This is a genomic window from Puerhibacterium puerhi, assembly GCF_009846865.1.
GTDB classification, from domain to species: Bacteria; Actinomycetota; Actinomycetes; order Actinomycetales; family Cellulomonadaceae; genus Puerhibacterium; species Puerhibacterium puerhi.
Window position 1 is genome coordinate 1 of sequence record NZ_WUWN01000029.1, and the last position, 23,483, is coordinate 23,483.

General features: G+C 77.6%; 15 protein-coding genes and 2 pseudogenes. 8 read left to right on the forward strand and 9 right to left on the reverse strand.

Annotated elements, in window-relative coordinates; all coding sequences use genetic code 11:
• Together GSF02_RS13795 and GSF02_RS13800 are read left to right on the forward strand one after the other, a co-directional pair.
• The coding region (locus GSF02_RS13795; RefSeq protein WP_159797480.1) for a hypothetical protein at positions 1-363 on the forward strand (363 nt) is incomplete at its 5' end.
• Positions 364-383: 20 nt separating this feature from the next.
• Complete coding sequence (locus GSF02_RS13800; protein WP_159797482.1) at positions 384-2,045, forward strand: helix-turn-helix domain-containing protein; 1,662 nt, start codon at positions 384-386, stop codon at positions 2,043-2,045.
• A gap of 9 nt (positions 2,046-2,054) precedes the next feature.
• On the opposite strand, the gene GSF02_RS13805 is transcribed toward GSF02_RS13800, so the two are convergent.
• Together GSF02_RS13805 and GSF02_RS13810 are read right to left on the reverse strand one after the other, a co-directional pair.
• Positions 2,055-2,891: a hypothetical protein gene (locus tag GSF02_RS13805; protein ID WP_159797484.1), complete on the reverse strand. Its 837-nt coding sequence runs from the start codon at positions 2,889-2,891 to the stop codon at positions 2,055-2,057.
• A complete protein-coding gene (locus GSF02_RS13810) occupies positions 2,888-4,717 on the reverse strand; it encodes a bifunctional lysylphosphatidylglycerol flippase/synthetase MprF (RefSeq protein WP_159797486.1) in 1,830 nt (609 codons plus the stop codon). The genes GSF02_RS13805 and GSF02_RS13810 overlap by 4 nt, the downstream gene beginning before the upstream one ends.
• A gap of 213 nt (positions 4,718-4,930) precedes the next feature.
• On the opposite strand from GSF02_RS13810, the pseudogene GSF02_RS13815 reads away from it, so the two are divergent.
• A pseudogene (locus GSF02_RS13815) lies at positions 4,931-8,621 on the forward strand (ATP-binding cassette domain-containing protein).
• A gap of 127 nt (positions 8,622-8,748) precedes the next feature.
• Here the strand turns inward: GSF02_RS13815 and GSF02_RS13820 are convergent.
• The 3 genes from GSF02_RS13820 to GSF02_RS13830 all read right to left on the reverse strand — a co-directional run bounded on the left by GSF02_RS13820 (position 8,749) and on the right by GSF02_RS13830 (position 11,059).
• Positions 8,749-9,450 (reverse strand): SDR family oxidoreductase, encoded by a 702-nt coding sequence (locus GSF02_RS13820; RefSeq protein WP_159797488.1) that lies wholly within the window; start codon positions 9,448-9,450, stop codon positions 8,749-8,751.
• A gap of 119 nt (positions 9,451-9,569) precedes the next feature.
• Positions 9,570-10,283, reverse strand: coding sequence for an esterase/lipase family protein (locus tag GSF02_RS13825; protein WP_159797490.1), 714 nt, complete (start codon positions 10,281-10,283; stop codon positions 9,570-9,572).
• Positions 10,280-11,059 carry an alpha/beta fold hydrolase gene (locus GSF02_RS13830; protein ID WP_159797492.1) on the reverse strand — a complete coding sequence of 260 codons (780 nt, stop codon included), beginning with the start codon at positions 11,057-11,059 and terminating at the stop codon, positions 10,280-10,282. The genes GSF02_RS13825 and GSF02_RS13830 overlap by 4 nt, the downstream gene beginning before the upstream one ends.
• On the opposite strand from GSF02_RS13830, the pseudogene GSF02_RS13835 reads away from it, so the two are divergent.
• Together GSF02_RS13835 and GSF02_RS13840 are read left to right on the forward strand one after the other, a co-directional pair.
• A pseudogene (locus tag GSF02_RS13835) lies at positions 11,051-11,700 on the forward strand (DinB family protein). The gene GSF02_RS13830 and the pseudogene GSF02_RS13835 sit on opposite strands and share 9 nt — an antisense overlap.
• Before the next feature lie 110 nt (positions 11,701-11,810).
• On the forward strand, positions 11,811-12,662 hold the full coding sequence (locus GSF02_RS13840; protein WP_328799032.1) for a Cof-type HAD-IIB family hydrolase: 852 nt from the start codon (positions 11,811-11,813) through the stop codon (positions 12,660-12,662).
• Between the two features lie 13 nt (positions 12,663-12,675).
• Here GSF02_RS13840 and GSF02_RS13845 read toward each other — a convergent pair whose 3' ends face one another.
• Both GSF02_RS13845 and GSF02_RS13850 read right to left on the reverse strand, forming a co-directional pair.
• The gene (locus tag GSF02_RS13845) at positions 12,676-14,100 is read right to left on the reverse strand and encodes a coiled-coil domain-containing protein (RefSeq protein WP_159797496.1); all 1,425 of its coding nucleotides are present in this window, start codon (positions 14,098-14,100) and stop codon (positions 12,676-12,678) included.
• A gap of 115 nt (positions 14,101-14,215) precedes the next feature.
• Positions 14,216-15,133 (reverse strand): hypothetical protein, encoded by a 918-nt coding sequence (locus GSF02_RS13850; protein WP_235915576.1) that lies wholly within the window; start codon positions 15,131-15,133, stop codon positions 14,216-14,218.
• A gap of 297 nt (positions 15,134-15,430) precedes the next feature.
• Here GSF02_RS13850 and GSF02_RS13855 point away from each other — a divergent pair, with 297 nt between their 5' ends.
• The 3 genes from GSF02_RS13855 (at position 15,431) to GSF02_RS13865 (ending at position 20,871) form a co-directional block, all read left to right on the forward strand.
• Positions 15,431-16,969: an MFS transporter gene (locus tag GSF02_RS13855; RefSeq protein WP_159797498.1), complete on the forward strand. Its 1,539-nt coding sequence runs from the start codon at positions 15,431-15,433 to the stop codon at positions 16,967-16,969.
• Positions 16,970-17,122: 153 nt separating this feature from the next.
• On the forward strand, positions 17,123-19,069 hold the full coding sequence (locus GSF02_RS13860; RefSeq protein ID WP_159797500.1) for an ABC transporter ATP-binding protein: 1,947 nt from the start codon (positions 17,123-17,125) through the stop codon (positions 19,067-19,069).
• The gene (locus GSF02_RS13865; RefSeq protein WP_159797502.1) at positions 19,066-20,871 is read left to right on the forward strand and encodes an ABC transporter ATP-binding protein; all 1,806 of its coding nucleotides are present in this window, start codon (positions 19,066-19,068) and stop codon (positions 20,869-20,871) included. Before GSF02_RS13860 ends, GSF02_RS13865 begins: the two co-directional genes overlap by 4 nt.
• Positions 20,872-20,878: 7 nt before the next feature.
• Here GSF02_RS13865 and GSF02_RS13870 read toward each other — a convergent pair whose 3' ends face one another.
• Both GSF02_RS13870 and GSF02_RS13875 read right to left on the reverse strand, forming a co-directional pair.
• Positions 20,879-22,402 (reverse strand): lipase maturation factor family protein, encoded by a 1,524-nt coding sequence (locus tag GSF02_RS13870; RefSeq protein ID WP_201308936.1) that lies wholly within the window; start codon positions 22,400-22,402, stop codon positions 20,879-20,881.
• Positions 22,403-22,464: 62 nt separating this feature from the next.
• On the reverse strand, positions 22,465-23,457 hold the full coding sequence (locus tag GSF02_RS13875; RefSeq protein WP_159797504.1) for a LysR family transcriptional regulator: 993 nt from the start codon (positions 23,455-23,457) through the stop codon (positions 22,465-22,467).
• Positions 23,458-23,483 lie beyond the last annotated feature (26 nt).

The window sequence follows — 23,483 nt, forward strand, 5'->3', positions numbered from 1 at the left end:
CCGGGCGAGCTCGCCCGGCGCGTCGCGGGCCACGTCTTCGCCGATCTCACGCCGCGGCAGCGTCACCTGCTCATGTGCGTGGCCGGGGAGGACGTCTTCACCCAGGCGACGGCCGCGCACCTGTCGCGCGACCGGGGGGCCGCCGACGTGCTGGCCGACCTGGAGAGCACGGGCCTGCTCGTGTCCCGCACGGCGCTCGGCGCGGGCGACGACACGGGCGACGAGGACCGGCCGGACCGCACGCCCCTGCTGCCCGAGACCGCCGACGAGCCGCGGTACCGGGTGCACCGGCTCCTGGCGGAGGTGGCCGCCGCAACCTCGCGGCGGGCGGCGTGGAGGGCCGCCGGGCGAGGGCGACGGTGATCCGGGCGGTCCGGCTCGACATGGCACGCGGGCTGACGGAGGGCGCCTTCGCCCGGCTCGTGCGGGTGGACGCCCCGTCCGAGGCCGCCGACGTCCTGGCCCAGCACGGGGTCCGGCTGGTGCTGCGCGACGGCGACGCGCAGGTCGCCGCGTTCGTCCGGGCGCAGCCGGACGTGGTGGCCCGCCGGCCCGACACGTGGTTCACGATCGCGCTGGGACGCTGGCTCGCCGACGACGTGGACGGCGCGCGGCACTGGGCCGACCGGGTGCTGCAGGACGCGCAGGGGGCCGGGCGTGAGGCGGACGTGCGCGACGACTGGGCCGTCACGGCGGCCGACGCCCCGGCGGCGTGCGCCCGGCTGTGGCGCGCCGCGCTCGGGCTCGAGCCGACGTACGCCGCCGTGGGCTACGCGGGACGCGTCGTGGCCGCGGCGCGGTCGGCGCCCGTCGACGCCGAGGCCGACGCCGTCGCCGTGCTGGTCCACGAGCTGGCCGTGGCGCAGAGCTGGCTGGGCGAGCTCACCGAGGCCGAGGGCGGCCTGGGCCTGGCCGCGGCGCTGGCCCGCAGCCGCGGGCTGCCGGCGCTCGCGGTCAGCGCGCTCAGCCACCTGGCGCTCACCGAGTACATGCGGGGGCGCGAGAGCGCGTGCGCCGAGCTGGCTTCGGAGACGCTGCGGCTGGTGACGCGGCACGACCTGCGCCAGCGGGCGGTCGTCGAGACCCGTGCGGAGCTGGCGCTGGCGCTGGCGCGGATGCTCGACGTGCCGGCGCCGTCGGCCTCGCCGGCCTGGGGGCGCCGGGCGGAGGCGCGGGTGCACAGCGCCGACCTGTGCACCCTGTTCTGGATGCGGGTCCGGGACGCGCGCCTGGCGCTGGCGGCCGGCTCGGTGGCCGAGGCGCAGCGCCTGCTGACCAGCCCCGGCAACGGCTGGGCCCCGGTCGACGCCCGGCTGCCCGACTTCCTGCGGGTCTCGCTGGCCCTGGAGCGGGCGACGGTGGCGGCCCTCGCCGGCGACCGCGAGGCGCTCGACGGGCTGCACACCGAGCTGCTGGCGCTGCGGGCGATCGGCGAGGCGGCGCTCGTCCAGGGGCTGCGCGCCGACCGGGACGGCGACCGGAGAGCGGCGGCCGAGGCGTTCGAGGCGGCCGCCGGCGACGCCACGTACGCCCAGCCGGCGACGCGTGCGCTCGCCCTGGTCTGCGAGGCCCAGCTGCTGGACGCGCTCGGGGAGCCGGCCCGGGCCGCCGAGCTGCTCGCGCAGGCGGTCGACGAGACCGCGGCCCGGCGCAACGCCGCGCCGTTCCTCGGCTGGACGCGGCACGGCACCCCGATCGGCGCGATGCTCAAGGTCGTGCCGCCGACGCACAGCGGCAGCTGGGCCGCGGAGCTGGCGCGGGCCGCCGACGGCCGCACCGACGTGCGGGCGCGCTTCGCGGCCACGACGCCGAGCCCGCGCGAGCTGGACGGCGTGCTGCCGCTGGCGCTCACCCCGGTGCTCAGCCCGCGCGAGCGGGAGGTGCTCATGGAGCTGGCCCGCGGCGCCACGTACGCCGACATCGCCTCCGCGCTGTACGTCTCGGAGAACACCGTCAAGACGCACGTGTCGAGCCTGTACGCCAAGCTCGGGGCCTCGCGGCGCAGCGAGGCGCTCGCGACGGGGCGGGCCCTGCACCTGCTCTGACGGGGCGGGTCACGCCGCCGCCGGCGCCTCCGGGGCCTGCTCCGTCGCGGCGTTCGCGGGGCTGGCCGCGAGCACGACGCACCCCGCGACGGCGACGACGAGGGCGCCGGCGACCGGCGCCGCCCAGCCCGTCCGCACGGTGTCGCCGAGCAGGGCCACGCCCACGGCCCCGGGCACGACGACCTCGACGACTGCCTCGACCGCCGCCACCGCCCCCACGGTGCCGCGCTCGAGGGCCCGCAGGTAGCTGACGGTCCCGACGGCCCCGCAGACGACGACCGCCGCCGCGGACGGCTGCAGCACCGTCGCGAGCAGGTCGCCGGCCGCGTGGCTGCCCCGCGCGGCGACGGCCGCGCCGGAGTAGCCCAGGCCGCCGAGGCACGCGAGGAGGGCCGGCGGCCCGGCGCGGTACGCCGCGACGGCGGCGCCGGCGAGCACGGCGCCGGCGGACAGCACGGCGGGGGTGAACCCGGGCGGCGGCGCGACGGCCGGCTGGTCGCCCGCCCCGGCGGCGAGCACCACCAGGGCGGCGACGACGGCGGCCACGGCCGCGGCGTCCACGGGCCGCAGCCGCGCGCCGAGCACGCGCGCCGCCAGCAGCACGACGACGACCAGCGACGACGCGAGCACCGTCTGCACGACGAACAGCGGCAGCCGGTCGAGCGCGGCGAGGGAGAGCAGCCAGGCGGCCCCGTCGATCGCGAGGGCGGCCAGGACCAGCGGCTGGCGTGCGACCGCCAGGCCGCGCGCGCGGCGCGTGCCGACCGCCTGCATCACGGTGGACACCCCGTAGCCGACGGCGGCGGCCAGGGCGGCGGCCAGCGCGACGGTCGCCGCGACGGTCACCGCGGTGCCCCGGCGCGCAGGAACCGCCCCAGGACCGGGATCTCGGTGACGCCCTCCGCCCCGGCGACGACCGCGGCCTGCGCGGCGACGTACTCGACGGAGTCGAGCACGAGGTAACGGGGCAGCCATGCCGGGTCGAACCGGTCGTTGAACGACGCGAGCGTGGTGAGCTGGGTGCCCTGCGCCAGCCGCAGCAGCGCGGGCCGCACCAGCGCGTCGAGCCGGGAGTCCCGGCCGCCCTCGACGACCTCGCGCAGCACGGCGAAGTTCAGGCCGAGCCCGCGCTCCCCGCGCCGGTCGAGCTCCTGGATCGTGGCGACGACGGTGGCCTCGACGAGCCCGTTCGGTACGTCGTCGGCGTCGGTGCGCCGGCGCATCACGTCGAGGGACCAGCCGCCGACGTCCCGCGCCGGCACCCACTGGCAGAAGGCGTCCACGCGTCCCTGCGCGGACCGGGTCACCGACAGCAGCAGCCCGGTGTCCGCCGGGTCGGCCAGCCGGGACAGCGTCATGGAGAAGCCGCGCTCGGCCTCGCCCTGGCGCGACTCGCCGCTCATCGCCAGCAGCGCGGCGCGCAGCGGCTCGTCCAGGCGGGCCGGGTCGTGGAAGGTGGTCGTGTACCCCGCCCGGGCGACCCGGTTGACCGCCTGGCGCAGCGACTTGCGCGCCGACCCCGCGAGGCTGAACCCACGGCAGTCCACCACCGCCTCGTCGCCGAGGTAGACGGCGCGCAGCCCCGAGGCCTCGTAGACCGGCACCCACGCGGGCCCGGCGCCGACCACGGCGACCGACCAGCCGTAGGAGCCCGCGAGGTCCAGGAAGTCCGCCCAGGCCAGCTCGCGCTCGCCCGGCGGGCCGATCGGGTCGGGGGAGACCAGGGCCACGCCGCCGCGCACGGAGTACGCCACGACGGCGTCGCCGTCGAGGTACCACTCCTTGTCGTCGCGCAGGGCGAAGTAGTCGAGCGTCCCGCCGCCGTGCCGCTGCACGACCCGGCGGGCACGCTCGCGGTCCGCGCGGTGCTGGGCGGCCGACGGGGTGGCCGGCCGGCTGGGCGAGAGCAGGGTCCACAGCAGCACGACCAGGAACGCCGCGCTGCCGGCGTAGTCGAGCGGGGCGAGCCAGCGGTCGACCCGGGCGACCTGGGCGGCGCTCGGGTCCCGCGTCGCGACGTACACCCGTGCGGCGAGCGCCACGGTGAGGACCAGGGCCAGGACGCCCGCGCCGACCAGCGCCGTGACCAGGACGGCCCGCCGGCCCGGGCGCACGGGGAACGCGCGCCGCTGGGCGGCCAGCCACCCGGCGGCGCCCAGCACGAGCACCGCCTCGAGCACGTCGAACCCCTTGGCGAGGTGCAGCAGGCCGGCCAGCGCGAGCATCGCCACCGTGCCGGCCCAGGCCAGCGCGCTGCCGCGGCGCAGTCCCCGGGCGGCGAGGAGCAGCACGACGGACACCACGAGGAGCGTCCGCGTCGCGGTGCCCGGCAGCAGGTCGGGGAGCACGTCCCGGTACACGGCGAGCACCCGCCACATGCCGCGCAGCAGGGACGACAGCAGGCTCAGCACCGCCAGGACGAGCACCACCCGGGATGCGACCGTGCGCACGCGCACGCGCCGGCGGTGCTCGGCGAGCGGCGCCAGGACGTCCCGGGCGGTGTCGGGCGCGGTGGCTCCGGTGGCTCCGGTGCGTCCGTCGTCGGCGACGCGGTCGGCGCCCGCCGTCGCGGCGCCCTGCGGGGTGGCGTCCTGCGGGGCGGTGCCGGGCGGGGCGCCGTCCGGCGGGCGGCCCTCGGGCCCCGGGTACAGCACGTCGGTGGTGTCCGGCATCGCGCCCTCCGTCGTCCGGCGGCGCACCCCTCGCCGGCCGGGCCCGACGAGGCCCCTCGCCGGTGCGCCGGCGCACCGCAGGCCTCCAGCATGACCCGCCGGGCGCGGGATCCGGGAGGGGGTGCGCCGGATCGGCCGCCCCGAGGCGTGCGGGGCCCGGCGCCGGAAAAGCCCTTCGGCCAGGTCAGCGGGCGGGCCTAGGGTGCGAGCATCATGATCGACGCTCCCGCCCGCACCGCCCCGCGCCGCCCCGCGGACGCGCCCGCTCCCGACGACCCGTCCCGCACCCTCGACTGGCGCCGGCTGCGCAGCCCCGTGGCGGCGGCGGCGCTGGTCGCGCTCACCGTGGGCGCCGTCGGGGCCGCGCTGGGCACCGTCGTGGCGGGCTGGCTGGCCGAGGACGCGACGGTCGCCGGGGTGGCGCTGCTGGCGCTGTGCGTGGTCGGCGCGGCCGCCGTCGACACCGTCGGCCAGGTCGCCTGGGCCGGCGTCGTCGACCGCGCCGAGGGCCGCCTGCGCGGCGACCTGCTCAGCGCCGCCCTGCACCAGCCGCTGGGCACCCTGTCCGAGCAGGCGGTCGGCGAGGTGCTCGACCGCGTCGACGACGACACGCACGCCGTGGGCACGCTGGTGCGCCGCCAGCTGTGGGGGATGGGCCGCACCGTGGTCGGCTGCGTGCCGATGTGGGTGGTGGCCGGCGTGACCTGGTGGCCCGCCTGGCTGCTGTTCCCGCTGCTGGCCGGCGTGACGGTGCTCGTGGTCAAGCCGTCGCTCGGCGAGATCGCCCGCCGCAAGGTGGTCGAGGAGCGGGCCTGGACCGACAACGCCGCCGCCTTCGAGGAGGCGGTGGCTGCGCGCGACGACCTGCGCACCAGCCTCGGCCAGGCGTTCGCCGTGCGCCGCCTGGCCGAGCTGTCCGCCGTCGTGCACCAGGCGCTGGACCACGTGCTGGTCGTCGAGACGCGCATGACCCGGCGCGCCGGCACCCTGCTGCACGCGCTGCTGGCCGCCGTCGCCGTGGCCGGCGTGGCGCTCGCGGCCGCGGGCGACCTGCCGGTGGCGCGCCTGGTGACCCTCTTTCTCGTCACCGCGTCGTTCGTGGGCCAGTTCGACCAGCTCGCCCGCAACCTGCCGGACCTGCAGGAGGGCCTGGGCGCCACCCTGCGCATCCGCGAGATGCTCGAGACGGAGCCGGAGCCCGCCGGCGGTGCGCCCGTGCCGGGCGGGCCGCTCGCGCTCGAGGTGCGCGACCTGCACTTCGCCTACGCCGAGGGCACGTTCGCGCTGCAGGGGGGTGCGCCTGCACGTGCCGGCCGGCCAGACGGTCGCGCTCGTGGGGCGCACCGGCTCCGGCAAGTCGACGCTCGCCTCGCTGCTGTCGCGGGCCGTCGAGCCGCCCCCGGGCACGGTGTTCCTCGGCGGTGTCGACGTGCGCGACATGGACCTGCAGGCGCTGCGCGCCGCGGTCGGGGTCGTCACCCAGCGCACCGAGATCCTCGCCGGGACGCTGGCGGAGAACATCGCGCTGTTCGCCGACGTGCCGCGCGGCGACGTCGAGGACGCCGTGCGCGAGCTGCGGCTCGAGGACTGGGTGGCCGGGCTGCCCGACGGCCTGGACACCCTGCTCGGCCCCGGCGGCACGTCGCTGTCGGCGGGGGAGGAGCAGCTGGTCGCGTTCGCCCGGCTGCTGGTGCGCGACGTGCAGGTGGTGGTCCTGGACGAGGCCACCGCGCGCATGGACCCGCTCACCGAGGCGCGCGTGGTCGCCGCCGCCGAGCGACTGCTCGGCGGGCGCACCGGCGTGCTCGTCGCCCACCGGCTCGGCACCGTCGAGCGCGCCGACCAGGTCGTCGTGCTCGACCACGGCCGCGTGGTGCAGCAGGGCCCGCGCACGCAGCTCGCCCGCGCGGACGGGCCGTTCCGCGCCCTGCTCGAGGCCAGCCGCGTCGCGGAGCAGCAGGCCGAGCCGGAGGCCGGGGAGGCGGCAGCGCAGGAGACGGTGCCGAAGACGGTGCAGGAGACAGGGCGGAGCGACGGGGAGGATCACGGGCAGGATCACGGGCAGGATCACGGGCAGGATCACGGGCAGGACGGCGCCGCACCCCGTGCCGCGTCCCGTGCCCCGGCGGAGGGCCCGGCACAGGGCGCGGCGGACGCACCGGCGCCGGCCGTCGGCGCCCGCCGCCGCACCGGCACGCCGCCCCGGCTGGCGGACCCCGGCACCGGCCCGAGCCTGGCGCGCGGGATCGCGCACGCGCTCGTCGTGCGCCCGCGCTGGGGGCTGCTCGGCGGTGCGCTGTTCCTCGCCTCGAGCCTCTTCGCCGCCCAGGGCGCGCTCACCGGCTTCCTCTGGGGCCGCACCGTGGACGGGCTGCAGGCCGGCCGCACGCCGGTCGCCCTCGTGGCCGTCATGGTGGTGCTGCTGCTGTGCGTGTCGCTGTGCAACTCGCTGGCCTTCCGCGTCTACCCGCGGTGGTGGATCGAGCTGCTGCTGCGCGTGCGGATGGCGGTGCTGGTCGGCCAGACGCGCCAGCACCGGCTGCGCCGCACGCCGCCCGGCGAGGTGGTGGCCCGGGCCCTGGACGCCGACCGGTTCGCCCGGTACGCCGACCGCTGGGTCGACCTCGTCAACGGCCTCGTGCTGGTCGCCGTCACCGCGCTGCTGAGCTGGTCGCTCCTGGCCGGCGCCGTGCTGCTGGCAGTGCTGGTCGTCTCCGCGGCGTGCGCCCTGCTGGGCCGGCCCGTCGCCGGCCGCTCCGCGGCGCGCTCCTCGGCGGCGCGCGCCGGGTTCGGGCGCGCCCTGGTGTCCGCGCTGGACGCCGCCCGCACGGTGAAGCTCGCCGCCCGCACCCCGCAGGTGCACGCGCACCTGCGCCGGGTCGACTCCGGGCGGGTCGAGGCGGCAGTCTTCGAGCACCGCGTCCAGGCGGTGCTCGACGGCGTGCCGATCGTCATGGTCCAGGTCGGCGTCGTGGCGGCCTGGGTCGGGCTGCTCACCGGCGTGTGGGACCTGGCCAGCACCCTGCTCGTGGCGGGCGCGGTCAGCGGCTTCAACTGGTTCGGCACGGTGGCCGGCGCCGTCGTCACCGAGGCGCCCGGCACCCGCGCCTGGCAGCAGGCCACCAGCGGGTTCGCCGCGGGCGCGGACCTCGCGACGCTGCCGCCCGGCGTGGACCTGGCGGCCGGCGTCGCGCCCGCCCTGGCGCGCGAGCACCGCGACCGGCTCGAGCGGGTGGAGCTGCGCGGGATGTCCGCGGTGCACGACGACGGCACCGTGGGCGTCGAGGGCGTGGACCTGACGCTCGCCCGGGGCGAGCTGGTGCTGCTGCTCGGCCGGGTGGGGGCGGGCAAGTCCAGCCTGCTGTCGGCGCTCGCCGGGCTCATGGAGCACACCGGCGAGATCCGCTGGAACGGCGCCGACGTCGCCGACCCCCAGAGGTTCCTGCGCCCGGGGCGGGTGGCGCACGTCGCGCAGGTCCCGCGCGTGCTGTCCGGCACGTTCGCCGAGAACGTGCGCCTCGACCACCCGCGCGACGTGGTCGGGCCGATCGAGGCGGCCCGGCTGACTGCCGACGTGGCCGACGCCGGCGGCCCGGACGCGATGGTCGGGCACCGCGGCGTGCGGCTGTCCGGCGGGCAGGTGCAGCGCCTGGCGCTGGCCCGCGCCCTGGCCACCGACGCCGAGCTGCTCCTGGCCGACGACGTCTCCAGCGCGCTGGACGCGGCGACCGAGCTGGAGCTGTGGGAGTCGCTGCGCGCCCGCGGCACCACCGTGGTGGGCGCCACCTCCAAGCGCGCGGCGCTCGCCCGCGCCGACCGGGTCGTCGTCCTCGAGGACGGCAAGGTGGCCGACGTCGGGCCGTGGCGCGAGCTGGCCGGCCGCTGGGGGCACCTGGCCGGCTGACGAGCGGGGCCGGCCGGGCACCAGCCCGGCCGGCCCGCCGCCGTGCTCCTGCGCCGCCGTGCTCCTGCGCCGCCGTGCTCCTGCGCCGCCGTCCTCCTGCCCCGCCGTCCTCCTGCGCCGCCGCGGCTCAGGCGAGCGCCGGGTACAGCGCCTCCACCGGGGCCGAGAGCGCCGCCCGCACGCCGCGCGTCGTGTCGTCGGCGAGCACCTCGTGGGCGCCGGCCTCCAGACCGTCGAGGATCTGCCGCACGACGTCGGCCGGGTCGTTCAGCGGCCCGGCCACCGGCACGCCGTCGTTCATGGGCGTGTCCGTGAAGGCGAGGTAGGCGCCGAGCACCTGCACCCCCTGGGGCGCGAGCTCGGCGCGCAGCGCGTTGGTCGCCGCCCACAGCCCCGCCTTGGAGACGCTGTACCCGTTGCCGATCGCGAGCCAACTGAGCACCGACGCGACGTTGACGATCGCGCCGCCGCGCTCCCGCAGCTGCGGCGCCAGCTCGCGGGCGAGCAGCAGCGGGCCCACCAGGTTCGTCTCCAGCTGCGCACGCACGTCCGCCAGGTCGCCGGTGAGCAACGAGCCGCGGCGCAGGATGCCGGCGTTGTTCACCAGCACCGTGACGCCCTCGGTCTCGGCGACGGCGCGCGCCACCGAGGCAGGGTCGGTGACGTCCAGCCGCAGGGGGACGACGCGGTCGTCGTCCCAGTCCCGCGGGGAGCGTGCCGCGGCGTACACGCGCGCCGCGCCCCGGTCCAGCCCCTGGCGCACGAGCTCGCGCCCGAGGCCTCCGTTCGCGCCCGTCACCAGCAGGGTCGCGCGGTCCAGCGAGGTCATCGTGGTCTCTCCTCCCGGCACGCCCCGGCGGCGCGCCCAGCGATCACGACATCGAGACGACCGGTCGCATTCCCGTGTCCGCCCACGGCGGACGTGGCGGGGCCGGCACGCCCCGCCCGTCAGCTGCGCGGGACGTCGGCGGCCAGGCGCTCGACCTCCCGCACGACCCGCTCGACGAGCACCGGGTCGCCGAGGGGGCGGAAGTGGCCGGACAGCGGCAGCTCCACGTTGGTGGCACCCGTCAGGTGCCCCGTCTCCGGGATGTGCGGGTCGAAGCGCGGGTAGACGGCGGCGATGCGCTGGTTCACCGCCAGCTCGTCGGCCAGCGCCCGCAGCACCGGGTCGCGCGGGTCGAACGCGCGCAGCGCCCGGCCGAGCATGAACCGGGCGTACCGCGACCCGGAGAAGGGCGTGGCCACGGCCACCATCCCGGCCACCCGGCCACCGGCCGGCGAGAGCATGACGCGCTTGCCGATGAGCCCGCCCTTGCTGTGCGCCACGAGCACCGCCCCGCGCAGGTCGGTGCGCTCGAGGGCGGCCACGACGCGGTCGGCCGCCTCGGGGACCGGGCGGTCGTTGAAGCGCAGTTCGGGCACGGTGACGAGCGGGTGGCCGGCCGCCGCGAGGGGGCGCGCCACGGGCAGCAGGAACTCCCAGGTCTCGTAGATGCCGGGCAGCAGGACCACCGGGGCGCCGCCGCCCGGCCCGGTCGGCAGCGCCGGCGGGGCGAGCACGTGCCGCGCCTGCTGCCACCCGGCGTAGGCGTAGTCGGCCGCCCACGCCCCCAGCCGGGAGACGAGCCCGCCCGCCGCGCGCCGCCGCCCGGGGCTCACCGCGCGCCCCGCGGCGTCGCGGCCCACGCCTCGCGCACGACGTCCGCCAGCCCCTGCGGGTCGGCGTCCATGGCGTGGTGGCCGCCGCGCACCGTGCGCAGCGCGCCGCGCGGGGCCAGCGACGCCAGGCGCGCCGCCCAGGCCTGCGGCGCGACGGGGTCGTGCCGCCCGCGCACGACCAGGACCGGGGCGTCCGTGCGCGGCAGCACGTCCTCGAGGCGGTGGCGCACGACGTGCCGCAGCTGGGCGAGGTAGTACGGCGGCCCGCAGCGCACGACGACGTCGACGAGCAGCACGGCCATGGCGCGCGGGCGCTCGCCCAGCGCGTCCAGCGCCAGCCGCGCCGCCTGCCGGGGGATCGACCGGGCACGCGGGTCGGCAGTCGGCCCGAGCAGCACCGCGCCGGCCGCCGCGCCCGGGTGGTCCGCGAGCAGCTGGCCCGCGACCTGCGTGCCCATCGAGTGGCCGAGCACGACCGGCGGTTCCAGGCCGGCGCCCGTGACGTGCTCGGCGACGTACCGGGCGACGAGGTCGGTGTGCTCGGCGAGGGTGACGTCACGGCCGGGGTGCGGGGCGTCGCCGAACCCCGGCAGGTCGAGGGCGTGCACCGCGGCGTGCGGGGCGAGGCGGTCGACGAGCCGGCGGAAGGCCCGCGCGGACGACCCGACACCGTGCAGCAGCACCACCGCGCGGCCCGAGCCCACGGGCGGGGTGACGTGCCCGACGACCGTGAGGTCGCCGGCGCGGGTGTGCAGGGTCCGGGTGGGATGCGGCATGCGCCTCAGCATGCGCGATGCTGCCGCGCCACGCCGGGTGCACGGTGGTCGGCCCGGTCGGCTAGGGTCCGGGCCGTGCCGCCGACCCCGCCGCCCGACGTCGCCCCCGGCCCGCGCGAGCGGGCGGACCCGCCCCTGCGGGCCGACGAGGCCGCGACGTTGCGGGCCTTCCTCGACCACCACCGCGCCACCCTGCGCTGGAAGACGGCGGGCCTCACGGCGGCGCAGCTGCGCGCCCCGCTGCCGCCGAGCACCATGACGCTCGGCGGGCTGCTCAAGCACCTGGCGTACGTCGAGACCACTGGACCGGCGTGGTGCTGCGCGGCGCCGCGCGCCGCCCACCCTTCGACACCGCGCCGTGGGACGACGACCCCGACTGGGAGTGGCACAGCGCCGCCGGCGACGACCCCGCCGCCCTGCGGGCCCTGCACGACGACGCCGTGGCGGCCTCGGACCGCGCGCTCGACGCCGCGCTGGCCGGGCCCGAGGGCCTCGCGACCCTGTCGGTGCGCGAGGACCGCCACGGTGGCGGCCGGTTCAGCGTGCGGTGGATCCTCGTGCACCTGGTGGAGGAGTACGCGCGGCACAACGGGCACGCCGACCTGCTGCGCGAGGCCCTCGACGGGCTCGTGGGGGAGTGACGCGGGGGAGACGCCGCGCCGCGAGGGGCAGGATGGGGCGCGTGACCGACGCCGCCCCCTCCACCGCCCCCCTGCCCGCCGCCTCCGAGACTCCCGCCGCCTCCGCGCCGGTGCCCGTCCGGGTGCCCGACGCGCGGGACCTGCGCCTCGCCGTCGTCGACATGGACGGCACCCTGCTCGACCCGGACGGCGAGGTGCCCGCCACGCTCTGGCCGCTGCTGGGCGAGCTGCGCGAGCGCGGCGTGCTGCTCGTGCCCGCCAGCGGCCGGCAGTACGCGACGCTCGCCCGCACGTTCGCCGGCGCCCTCGAGGGCATGCCGGTGATCGCCGAGAACGGCACGTACGTGGTGCGCGACGGCGCGGAGCTCGCGTCCGTGACGCTGGACCGCGCCACCGTCGTGGAGGTGGTCGGCGCGCTGCGGGCGCTCGCGGCCACCCGCGACGTGGGCGTCGTGCTGTGCGGCAAGCGCTCGGCGTACGTCGAGCGCACGGACCCCGCGTTCCTCGCCGAGGCCCGCCGCTACTACGCCGAGCTCGCCGAGGTCGACGACCTGCTGGCGCCCCAGGACGACGTGCTCAAGATCGCCGTCTACGACTTCGGCGACGCGGAGTCCGGCACGGCCCCGGCCCTGGCGCGCTTCCGCCCCGAGCAGCAGGTGGTCGTCTCCGGCCGGCACTGGGTGGACGTCATGGCCGCCGCGGCGAACAAGGGCGCCGCGGTGCGCCGGCTGCAGGCGGCGCTCGGGATCGCCCCGGCGCAGACGGCGGCGTTCGGCGACTACCTCAACGACCTGGAGATGCTCGACGCCGCCGACCTGTCCTTCGCGATGGCCGGCGCCCACCCGCGGGTGCGCGAGCGGGCGCGGTTCACCGCCCCGTCCAACGCCGAGCACGGCGTGGTCACCATGCTGGCGCGGCTCGTGGGCGTCGACGTCGCCACGCTGCAGGCCGCGACCCGCTGACCCGCCCCGCGGGTCAGTCGAACAGGTCCCCGATGTCCCCGAGGCCGTCGAGCATCCCGCCGATCACCAGGCCGCCGAGGATGCCGCCGAGCATGTCACCCGACCCGGAGCGGCCCCGCGGGACGCCCTCCCAGCCGTACCCACCGCCGTAGCCGCCGCCGTAGCCGCCGGGGTAGCCCTGCTGCCGGGCCAGGTCCCGGTGGGCCAGCGCGCGCGCCTCGGCGGCCAGGGACGCCGCGCGCCGGGCGCCGCCGAGCGCGCGCTCCGGGTCGCGCTCGGCGGAGGCCTCGGCGAGCTCGCGCTCCGCCTCGGCGAGGCGCGTGCGGGCGTCGGGGCCCACCGGGGCGCGGTAGTCGTCGACCACCTGCCGCGCGGCGCTCACCTGCCGGTGGGCGTCGTCGAGCGCCGTCGCGAGCTGCGCGCGCACCTGCTCGGCGCGGCGGCCGGCCTCCTGGACGGCGGCCACGGCGTCGTCGAGCGCCGTGTTGGCCTGCCGCACGCGCGTCAGGGAGCCGATCGGGTCGGTGCGCTCGCCCGGACCGGGCAGGTCGGCGAGCGCCTGCTCGAGGCCGGCGACCGCTGCGTCGATCCGACCGGACCGCGCGGTGGCGGGCATCGCGCGGGCGGCGGCGAGCTCCGCGCGGGACTCGGCGATCATCGCGCCCAGCGTGCTCTCGGCGCGCAGCGCCTCCATCTCGAACTGCTCGACCGCCTCGAGGAGACCCTCGGCGCGGCGCACGGTCTCGGCCGCCGCCTGCACCGCGGCGTCCGCGTCCCGGCCGCGGTCGCCCGCGAGCTTCTTGCCCGCCACGGTGGCGCTGCGCTCGGCGAACTGCAGCAGCCGCTCGGCCTGGTCGGGGTTCGCCGCGACCGGCTGGAGCGCGGCGTCCGTGTACCGGTCGACGAGCGCGGCGAGCGTCTCGCGGGCCTCGGGCACCAGGCCGCGCACGCGCTCGGCCTCCGCGCGGACCTGCTCGATCGCCGACGGCGTGCGGCGCACGGCGGCGCGGCGCTCGGCCAGCGCCGCCGTCTGCTCGGTCACGGCGGCGTCCGCGGAGCGGCACAGCTCGACGATGCGCGAGTTCCACTCGAGGCGCTGGGCGTCGGTGTCGGGCACGTGGTCGTGCAGCAGCTGGTTGAGGCGGAACGCCTCGGACAGCCGGGCGCGGGCCTTCTGCAGCGCGGCGGCGAGGTCCTGCGCCTCCCGCTCGCCGAGCTGCGCGACGGCGAAGCCCAGCTCGTCCTCGGCCAGGCGCACGCGCTCGTCGGTGCGCACCAGGGCCGAGCCCGCCTCGGTGGCGAGGCGCTCGAGCTCCGCGGCCCGGGCCTGCGCCTCGGCCAGGCGGCGCTGCTTGCGGCGGCCGCGCCCGAACACCATGCCGGCCAGCACGGTGCCCGCCACCACGACGGCTGCCCCTGCACCCACGATCAGCTCCATGAGGGCATCGTAGGGACGTCACCTGCCGGTGCGCTGGGCCGGTGCCGGTGCCGGTGCCGGTGCCGGTGCCGGTGCCGGTCCCGGTCTCGGTGCCGGTGCGGGACGCCCGAGACGGTCACACGGCGAGGCGGTAGAGCCGCTCCTCGCCGTACCGGCGGAAGCCGGCCCGGACGAGGACGGGCGCCGACGTGCCGACCCGGCCCTGGACCAGGGCGAGCGACGCGCCCAGGGCGCGCGAGCGCCGCAGCCGCTCGGCGAGCACCGCGCGGTAGGCGCCGCGTCCGCGCGCGTCCGGCAGCGTCGCGGCGCCCCAGAGGCGCGCGACGCGGCCCAGTCCCGGCCACCCGGCGGGCGGGTCCGCCAGCGTGACGCCCCCGGTGGACACCGGGCGGCCGTGCAGGCGCGCGAGCACGCGGAGCCCCGCCGCCTCGGCGAGGCCCCGCCGCAGCTCTGCCAGGTCGGCGTCGAACCGCTCGGGCGTGAGCGGCTGCTGGTCCCACACGGGCACGTTGACCGCGTCCACCTCCCGCAGCTGCTCGCCCGTCGTGACCAGCTCCGCCGTGACGCCGGCAGGCACGGCGAGGTCCGGGTCGCCGCCGTCGAGGGGCAGGGCGAGCACGGCGACGGTGTCCTCGTGCACCGCGCCGCGGCGGCGCAGCTCGTCCTCCACGGCGGGCCGGTCGCCGTCGGTCACCCACCAGCCCACGCTGGGACGGCGCCAGGCGCGGGTGCGGTCCACTACCTCGTCGACGAGCTCGGCGGGGGAGCGGTCGGAGTCGACCTGGGAGGCGAGGGCGCCGGTCGAGAACCACTCGGGGTAGCGGACGAGCCGCACGTCCCCGGCGACGGTCTCGGCGCCGTCGGGCACCCACGTCCACTCGGCCGCGGCGCGCAGCACGGCCGCCGCCGGCCACGGCGCGTCCCGCGCAGCCGGGGAGGTGCCCGCCGGGCCGCTCGCGGGACCGGTCGACGGGGCGTCGGAGGGGCTGGGCGCGGGGGTGGGCCGGGACGGGGTCGGGACGCGTTCCTGCACGTCACGAGCCTACGGACCCGCGCCGCTCGGGGCGCGTCCGCGACACCCGCCCTGGCGCCGTGTGACCCATGCCACGGAACTCGCCCTTGCGAGAGGCTCCGCCGCAGGTCAGCGCGCCGCGCGGCGTGTCAGAAAACCGTCACAGCCATGGCGGATTCATGGTGGTTCGGTCAGGTCTCGGTAAAGTGGACGCCCGTTGTCCGAGGTCGGGTGCCCAGCAGGGCCCCGCCCATCCCCTCTCACGTGCGGATCTCCGGCGGTGCGCGCACGCACCGATGGGCCGCCACGGAAGGAACCATGACCTCTGTCACGGACCCCAGCTTCACCGACGTCCGGTCGTCCGGCGGGTCGGGCCGCGAGGCCCGCACGCCCGGCGCCGGGCGGCGCCCCGGGCGGCGTCGCCGCCTGCGGGTCGACGACGTGACCGTCGTCGACGGCTCGATGCTCCGGCGTGCCGTCGGCGGCACCGTCGTCGGCAACACCATGGAGTGGTACGACGTCGGCGTGTACGGCTACCTCGCCGTCACCATGGGCGCGGTGTTCCTGCCCGAGGCCGCCTCCGGCGTCCAGGTGCTGTTCTCCCTGGGCGTGTTCGCGGCCACCTACGTGGCCCGCCCGCTCGGCGGCATCATCTGCGGCCGCATCGGCGACCGGGTCGGGCGCCAGAAGGTCCTGGCCGTGACGCTGGTGCTGATGGCCGCCTCGACCTTCGCGATCGGCCTGCTGCCCACCTACGCGCAGATCGGCGCCCTGGCCCCGGTGCTGCTCGTGGTGCTGAAGCTGATGCAGGGCTTCTCGACGGGCGGCGAGTACGCCGGCGTGACGACGTTCGTCTCGGAGCACGCCCCGGACAGCCGCCGCGGGTACTTCGCGTCCTTCCTCGACCTCGGCTCCTACCTGGGGTTCGCCATCGGTGCGGCGGTCGTGTCCGTGCTGCAGCTGACGCTCGGCCAGCAGGCCATGCTCGACGGCGCGTGGCGCATCCCGTTCCTGATCGCCGGCCCGCTCGGCGCCGTGGCGATCTGGTTCCGCCTGCGCATCGAGGAGACCCCGGCGTTCCAGGCCCAGCGCGAGGCCCAGGAGATCGCCGAGCAGGCGGCCAAGGAGATCCCGGCGCGCCCGGAGGACACCCTGCGCGCCCAGTGGAAGCCGATCCTCGTGGCCATGCTGCTCGTGGCGGCGGCCAACACCGCCGGCTACGCCCTCACCTCGTACATGCCCACCTACCTCACCGACACGCTGGGCTACGACGCCGTGCACGGCACGCTGCTGACCATCCCGGTGCTCGTGGTGATGGCGCTGTGCATCCCGCTGACGGGCCGGCTGTCCGACCGCATCGGGCGCCGCCCCGTGCTGTGGATCGGCAGCGGCGCGCTCGCGGTCCTCGCCCTGCCGGCGTTCCTGCTGCTGGCGCACGGCGCCGTGTGGTCGACGCTCGCCGGCCTGGCCCTGATGGCGGTCCCGGTGACGTTCCTGGTCGGCACGCTGGCCTCGTCCCTTCCGGCGCAGTTCCCGACCGCGGTGCGGTACGGGTCGATGGGCCTGAGCTACAACGTGGCCGTCGCCGTCTTCGGCGGTACCTCGCCGCTGATCATCGAGGCGCTCACGCAGGCCACCGGCAACAGCCTCACCCCGGCCTGGTACCTCGTCGGCACCGCCGCCGTGGGCGCGGTGGCCGTGGCCCTGCTGCGCGAGTCCGCGGCGCGCCCGCTGCCGGGCGCGATGCCTGCCGTGGAGTCGCGCGCCGAGGCCCAGCGCCTCGTCGCCACCCAGGAGCAGAACCCGCGCCTGGACCTCGACTCGCTGCCGTTCGACACCCTCGCCACGGCGCGCTGAGCCGCACGCCCGGCCGCTGCCGGGTGCGCCGCCCGGCCCGCGCGCCGAGCCCCCTGCCACGGCCCCTCCCGCCCCGCCGCGGGAGGGGCCGCGGCGCGCCCGCGCGCATGACCCGGGCAACGAGCGTCGGCGGTCGGGTGCAGAATGTGAGGGATGCCACCGGATACCGCTGACCCGACGCCCCGACCCGCCGTCGAAACGTTCCGAGGCTCGGGTGCGCCCGGCGCCGACGCCTCCACCGTCCGTGCGCTGGGGCGCCTGCTGCCGTTCGTGCGGCCCGCGCTGCCGCGCCTGGTCGGGGGCGGCCTGTCCGCGCTGGGCGCCTCGCTGGCCGCCCTGGCCATCCCGCGCGTGCTGCAGCACGTCGTCGACGGGCCGCTGGCCGCCGGCGCCCGGACGCACGACGCCGGGGCGCTGTGGTCGGCGATGGCGCTCGTGCTCGCCCTCGGCCTCGCCGAGGCGGGGCTGATCCTGCTGCGCCGCAGCCTGGTCATGCTGCCCGGCACCCGGGTCGAGGCCGTGATGCGCGGCGTGCTCTTCCGCCACCTGCAGGACCTGCCCGTGGCGTTCCACGACCGCTGGGCGGGCGGGCAGCTGCTCTCGCGCTCCATGACCGACCTGGGCCTGCTGCGGCGCTGGCTCGTCTTCGGGCTGCTGCAGCTGGTGGTCAGCACGGCCACCGTCGTCGTCGGCGTCGGGCTGCTGGTGGCCACCACGGGATGGCTGGGCCTGGTCTACCTCGTCGGCGCGATCCCCGTGACGGTGATCGTGTTCCGCTTCTCGCGGCGCTTCCGCGCGATCTCCCGCCGGTCCCAGGACCAGGCGGGCGACCTGGCCACCGCCGTGGAGGAGTCCGTGCACGGCATCCGGGTGCTCAAGGCCTTCGGCCGCGGCCGCGACGCGCTGGAGTCGTTCACCGGCCAGGCCGAGGAGCTGCGGCGCACCGAGCTGGCGAAGGCCGGCCAGCAGGCGCGCATCAACGTCGCCCTCACGCTCATCCCGGAGCTGACGCTGGCCGTCTGCCTCGTCCTGGGGGCGTGGCTGGCCCACACCGACCAGATCACCGTCGGCGCGCTCACCGCGTTCTTCGCCACGGCCGCGGTGATCAACGGGCCGGTGGTCGACCTCGGCATGACGCTGTCGATGACGCTCAACGCCCGCACCGCCGTCGACCGGTTCTTCGAGGTCATCGACACGGTGAACCCGCTGACCGACCCGGACGACCCGCAGGTGCCCGCCGCCCCGGAGGGCCGCGTCGTGCTGCGCGACGTCACCTTCCGGCACGACGACGCCGCCACGCCCGTGCTGGACCACCTCGACCTCGAGCTGCCCGCCGGCACCACCACGGCGCTGGTCGGCCTGACCGGGTCGGGCAAGTCCACGCTGGCGATGCTGGTGCCGCGCCTGTACGACGTCACCGCCGGGGCGGTGGAGCTCGACGGCGTCGACGTGCGGCGGATGCGCCGGGCCGACGTGCGCCGCGCCGTCGCGGTGGCGTTCGAGGACCCCACCCTCTTCTCCGCCTCGGTGCGCGAGAACGTGCTCCTGGGCGTCGACGACGACCTGCCCGCCCCGGAGCGCGAGCGGCGGCTGCGCGAGGCGCTCGAGGTCGCCCAGGCAGGGTTCGTCGAGGACCTGCCGCAGGGTCTGGACACCCGGATCGGCGAGGAGGGCCTGTCGCTGTCCGGCGGCCAGCGCCAGCGCCTGGCGCTGGCCCGGGCCATCGCGGCGCGCCCGCGGGTGCTGGTGCTCGACGACCCGCTCTCGGCGCTCGACGTGGCCACGGAGGAGGCGGTCACCGCGCGCCTGCGCGACGTGCTCGCCGGCACCACGTCCCTGGTGATCGCCCACCGCCCCTCGACGGTGGCCCTGGCCGACCGGGTCGCCGTGCTGCAGGACGGGCGGGTGCGCGCCGTCGGGACGCACTCGCAGCTGCTCGCCACCGACCCGCACTACCGCTACGTCATCTCCAGCCTCGAGGACGACGCCGCCGAGCACGGCGTCGGCGCCCTCGCCGACGCCACGGCGGAGGGCGACGGCGACGCGGCGACGACGCGCGAGACCACCCTGGACGACGAGGCGACGGGAGCACGACTGTGAGCACCACGACGGCCGCGGCGCCGCAGGACGCGCCGCTGAGCGGCGCCGAGTCCCGCGCGGCGCGCTCGCGGTCCCTGCGGCTGCTCGGCGACCTGCTGCGCCCGCACCGCGGCCGCCTGGGCTGGGCGGGCGTGCTCGTGGTCGCCTCGACGCTCGGACAGGTGGCCGGTCCGGCGCTGGTCGCCGTGACGATCGACCACGCGCTGCCCGCCCTCGACGACGGCGACGGCGCGCCGCTGGCCGTGTACGGCGCGCTGTTCGTGCTCGCCGCGGTGGTCGGGGGCCTGGCGGGCGGCGCGTACGTGCGCCAGGCGGCGGTGATCTCCCAGGCGGTGCTCCTGGAGCTGCGCCGCCGGGTGTTCCGCCAGACCCAGCGCCTGAGCCTGGAGTTCCACGAGGGCTACACCTCGGGGCGGATCATCTCCCGGCAGACCTCGGACCTGGAGGCGCTGCGCGAGCTGCTCGACGGGGGCCTGACGGGCGTGGTGTCGTCGGTGCTGGTCATGGTCTTCACCGCGGTGAGCCTGGCGCTGCTCGACTGGCGCTCCGGCGTCGTGCTGCTGGTGTCCTTCCTGCCGGCGCTGGCGCTGACCCGCTGGTTCCAGAAGCGCTCGCAGGTGTTCTACCGCCGCCAGCGCACCGCCTCGGCCCGGGTGATCGTGAAGTTCGTCGAGACGATGACCGGCATGCGCGCGGTGCAGGCGTTCCGGCGCGAGGCGACCACCGAGCAGGACTACGGCGCGCTCGCCGAGGACTACCGCGCGGCGAACTACGCCACGTTCTCGCTCAACGGCCGCTACCAGCCCGGGCTGGTGCTCATCGGCAACCTCACCGTGGTGGCGGCGCTGGCCTACGGCGGCTGGCGCGTGCTGACCGGCGAGCTGGACGTCGGCGTGCTCGTCGCGGCGCTGCTGTACGTCAAGCGGTTCTTCCAGCCCATCCAGCAGGTCGGGATGTTCTACAACGCCTTCCAGTCGGCGGCCGCCGCGCTGGAGAAGGTCTCCGCCCTGCTGGCCGAGGAGCCGACGGTCGTCGAGCCGGCCCGGCCCGTGGCCCTGCCCGCGGCGCGGGGCGAGCTGCGGCTCGAGCACGTGACGTTCCGCTACGGTCACGGGCCGGTGGTGCTGCCGGACCTCGACCTGACGATCCCCGCGGGCCAGACGGTCGCGCTGGTGGGCACCACGGGCGCGGGCAAGTCGACCCTGGCCAAGCTCGTCACGCGGTTCTACGACGCCAGCGAGGGCCGCGTGCTGCTCGACGGCGTCGACGTGCGCGACCTGTCGACCCCGGACCTGCGCCGCGCCGTGGTGATGGTGACCCAGGAGGCGTACCTGTTCAGCGGCTCGGTGCGGGACAACATCGCGCTGGGCCGGCCGGGCGCCTCGCAGGCGCAGGTCGAGGCCGCGGCGCGGGCGGTGGGCGCGCACGAGTTCGTCATGGCGATGCCGGACGGCTACGACACGGACGTCAACAAGCGCGGCGGGCGCGTCTCGGCCGGTCAGCGCCAGCTGCTGTCGTTCGCCCGGGCGTTCCTGGCCGACCCCGCCGTCCTGGTGCTCGACGAGGCCACGAGCTCCCTGGACATCCCGGGCGAGCGGCTGGTGCAGCGCGGGCTGCAGACCCTGCTGGCGGACCGGACGGCGATCATCATCGCCCACCGGCTGTCCACCGTGGCGATCGCCGACCGCGTGCTGGTCATGGAGCACGGGTGGGTCGTCGAGGACGGGTCGCCCGAGGAGCTGGTGGAGCTCGACGGGAGGTTCGCGCGGCTGCACGCCGCCTGGCGCGACTCGCTCGTGTGACGCGCCGTCAGCGGCGGGCCGTGCCGCGCAGCGTCGCGAGGCTGACCGGGTCGACGAGCGTGGTGATCTCGCGGCGCACCCACCACGCGCCGCTGCGGCGCCGCTCGTCGGGCGTGGTGTAGCGGTAGCGGAACAGCCGCACGCGCACCCACCGCGGCGGCTGCCCGTCGAACGGGTCGCGGCGCAGCAGCCGCAGCGTCGCCGGGTCGGCCTCGAGCAGGCGCACCAGGAACCGCTCGAACCACAGCAGGCCGCCGGACCCGAGCGGGATGAACCACATCAGCCAGTCGAGCCGCAGGTGGTAGGGCGCCACCTGCGGCGGGCGCCGCCGCACGTCGCCGGGCTTGCCGCGGAACGCGTACTCCTGCCAGTCGTCGGGGCCGGGGTGCGCGGCGGCGGACCCCTCGACCACCACCTCGTCGCGGCGGCGGGTGACCGACCCGAACGCCCCGTAGGCGTTGACCAGCCGCAGCGGCTCGAAGCTCGCGTTCATCAGCTGGCGGCGGGACGCGAGGTTGAGCGCGGGCCGCACGGACAGCACGACCAGCACGACCAGCACGAGGGACACCACGACGACGTAGGACCCGGGGACGCCGGAGGTGACGTCGGCGCCCGGTCCGGCGCCCGGTCCGGCGCCCGCGCCCGCGGGCGCGAGCGGCAGCCACCCCAGCAGCGCGCGCCACACGCCGTCGGACACCATGCCGGCGCCCAGCACGATCGCCGCCCAGTTCAGCCACGCGAAGTTGCCGGTGAGCACCAGCCAGCCCTGGGTGACCACGACGACGAGGCCCGCCACCGAGGGCAGCGGCTGCGGCAGCCACAGCAGCCAGGGCACGAGCAGCTGCGTGACGTGGTTGCCCACCACCTCGGTGCGGTGCCACCAGCGCGGCAGGTGGTGGGCGTGCCAGCTGAACGGGCCCGGCATCGGCTGGGTCTCGTGGTGGTAGTCCAGCGCGGTGAGGTCGCGCCACGCGCGGTCGCCGCGCCACTTGATGAGCCCGGCGCCCAGCTCGAGCCGGAACAGCAGCCAGCGGGCGGCCAGCACCACGCCGAACGCCACGGGCACCCCGGGCGCCCCGAGCCAGGCCACCAGGAACGCCGTCTCGCACAGCAGCATCTCCCAGCCGAAGCCGTAGAACCGCTGGCCCACGTTGACGATCGACAGGTAGCAGGCCCACAGCACGAGGAACACGGTGGCCGGCACCCACCACGGCCCCGCCTGGGGCAGGCCGACGACGACGCTCGCCGCGCCGACCACGCCGAGGCCCGCGACGGCGCCGAGCAGCCGGTCGCTGTAGCGCCAGTGGAACAGCGACGGCGCGTCGCGGAACCGCACCTGCTCGGTGAACCGGGTCACCGGCAGCAGCCCGTGGTCGCCGAGCAGCGGGCGGAACTGCAGCAGCGCCTGGACGAAGGCGAGGCACAGCAGCGCGGCGACGCCGCGCTGCAGCACCTCGCGCGCGACGTCGTAGTCGTCGGTGGCCCACCAGGCGAGCCAGCCGGCGGGCCACTGCGGCCGGTCCAGGGGCATGCCACCCACCGTAGGGCGGCGCGGCGCACCCGCCGCGCGGTGCACCCGCCGCGGGTGCCGGCTCAGGCGGCCGCGGCCGCCCCGGCGACGACGAGGCGTGCCACGAGCTCGCGGGCCGGCGGCGTGGGCGCGCCGACGGTGAGCGCCAGGACCCGGCGCGCCGCGCCGGGCAGCGGCTGGGTGACGACGCCGGGGTGCCGGTGGGCGCGCACCGCGAGCGCGGGCAGCAGGCTGACGCCGGTGCCCGCGGCGACGAGGGCCTGCACCGCCACGTAGTCGTCGGTCTCGAACGCGATGCGCGGGGCGAACCCGGCGGCCGCGCAGCGGGCCACCAGGTCGGCCCGGCAGCGGGCGCACCCGGCGATCCAGTCGGCGTCGGACAGGCCCTCGAGCGACGGTCCGGGCAGCCCGTCCGCCCGGCCGCCCGTGACGGTGGCCCCGCCGCCGTGGGACCCGCCGACGGTGGTCTTTCCGGCGTGGGACCCGTCGCCGTCGGCCCCCGCGGCCGGGCGCACCAGGTGCACCGGCTCGTCGAGCACGGGGGTGACCTCGAAGCGTGACAGGTCGTCGATGCCGCGGGCGTGCACGGCGTCGGTGTGCTCGAACACGAGCGCGACGTCGACGTCGCCGGCGGTCAGCGCCTCCACCGCCTCGGGCGGCTCGGCCTCGACCAGCCCGACGCCGAGGCCGGGGTGGTCGCGCACGAGCGCGGCCATGGCCGCCGGCACCAGGGTGGCCAGCGCGGAGGGGAAGGCGGCCAGCCGGGCCCGGCCCGCCCGCAACCCGGCCAGCGCGTCCAGCTCGCGCCGTGCGCCCTCGACGCGGCCGAGGATCTCGTCGGCGCGGGCGGCGAGCAGCCGGCCGGCCTCGGTGAGCCGGACCCCGCGCCCCACGCGCTGCAGCAGCGGGATGCCCGCCTCGGCCTCGAGCCGCGCCAGGTGGTGGCTCACCGACGGCTGGGCGTAGTGCAGCTCGCGCGCGGCCGCGGTCACGGACCCGGTGCGGGCCACCGCCGCCAGGACGCGCAGGCGGGTGAGGTCGAGATCGGCAGCCATGCCCCCAGGGTAGCGATCCATCGGCG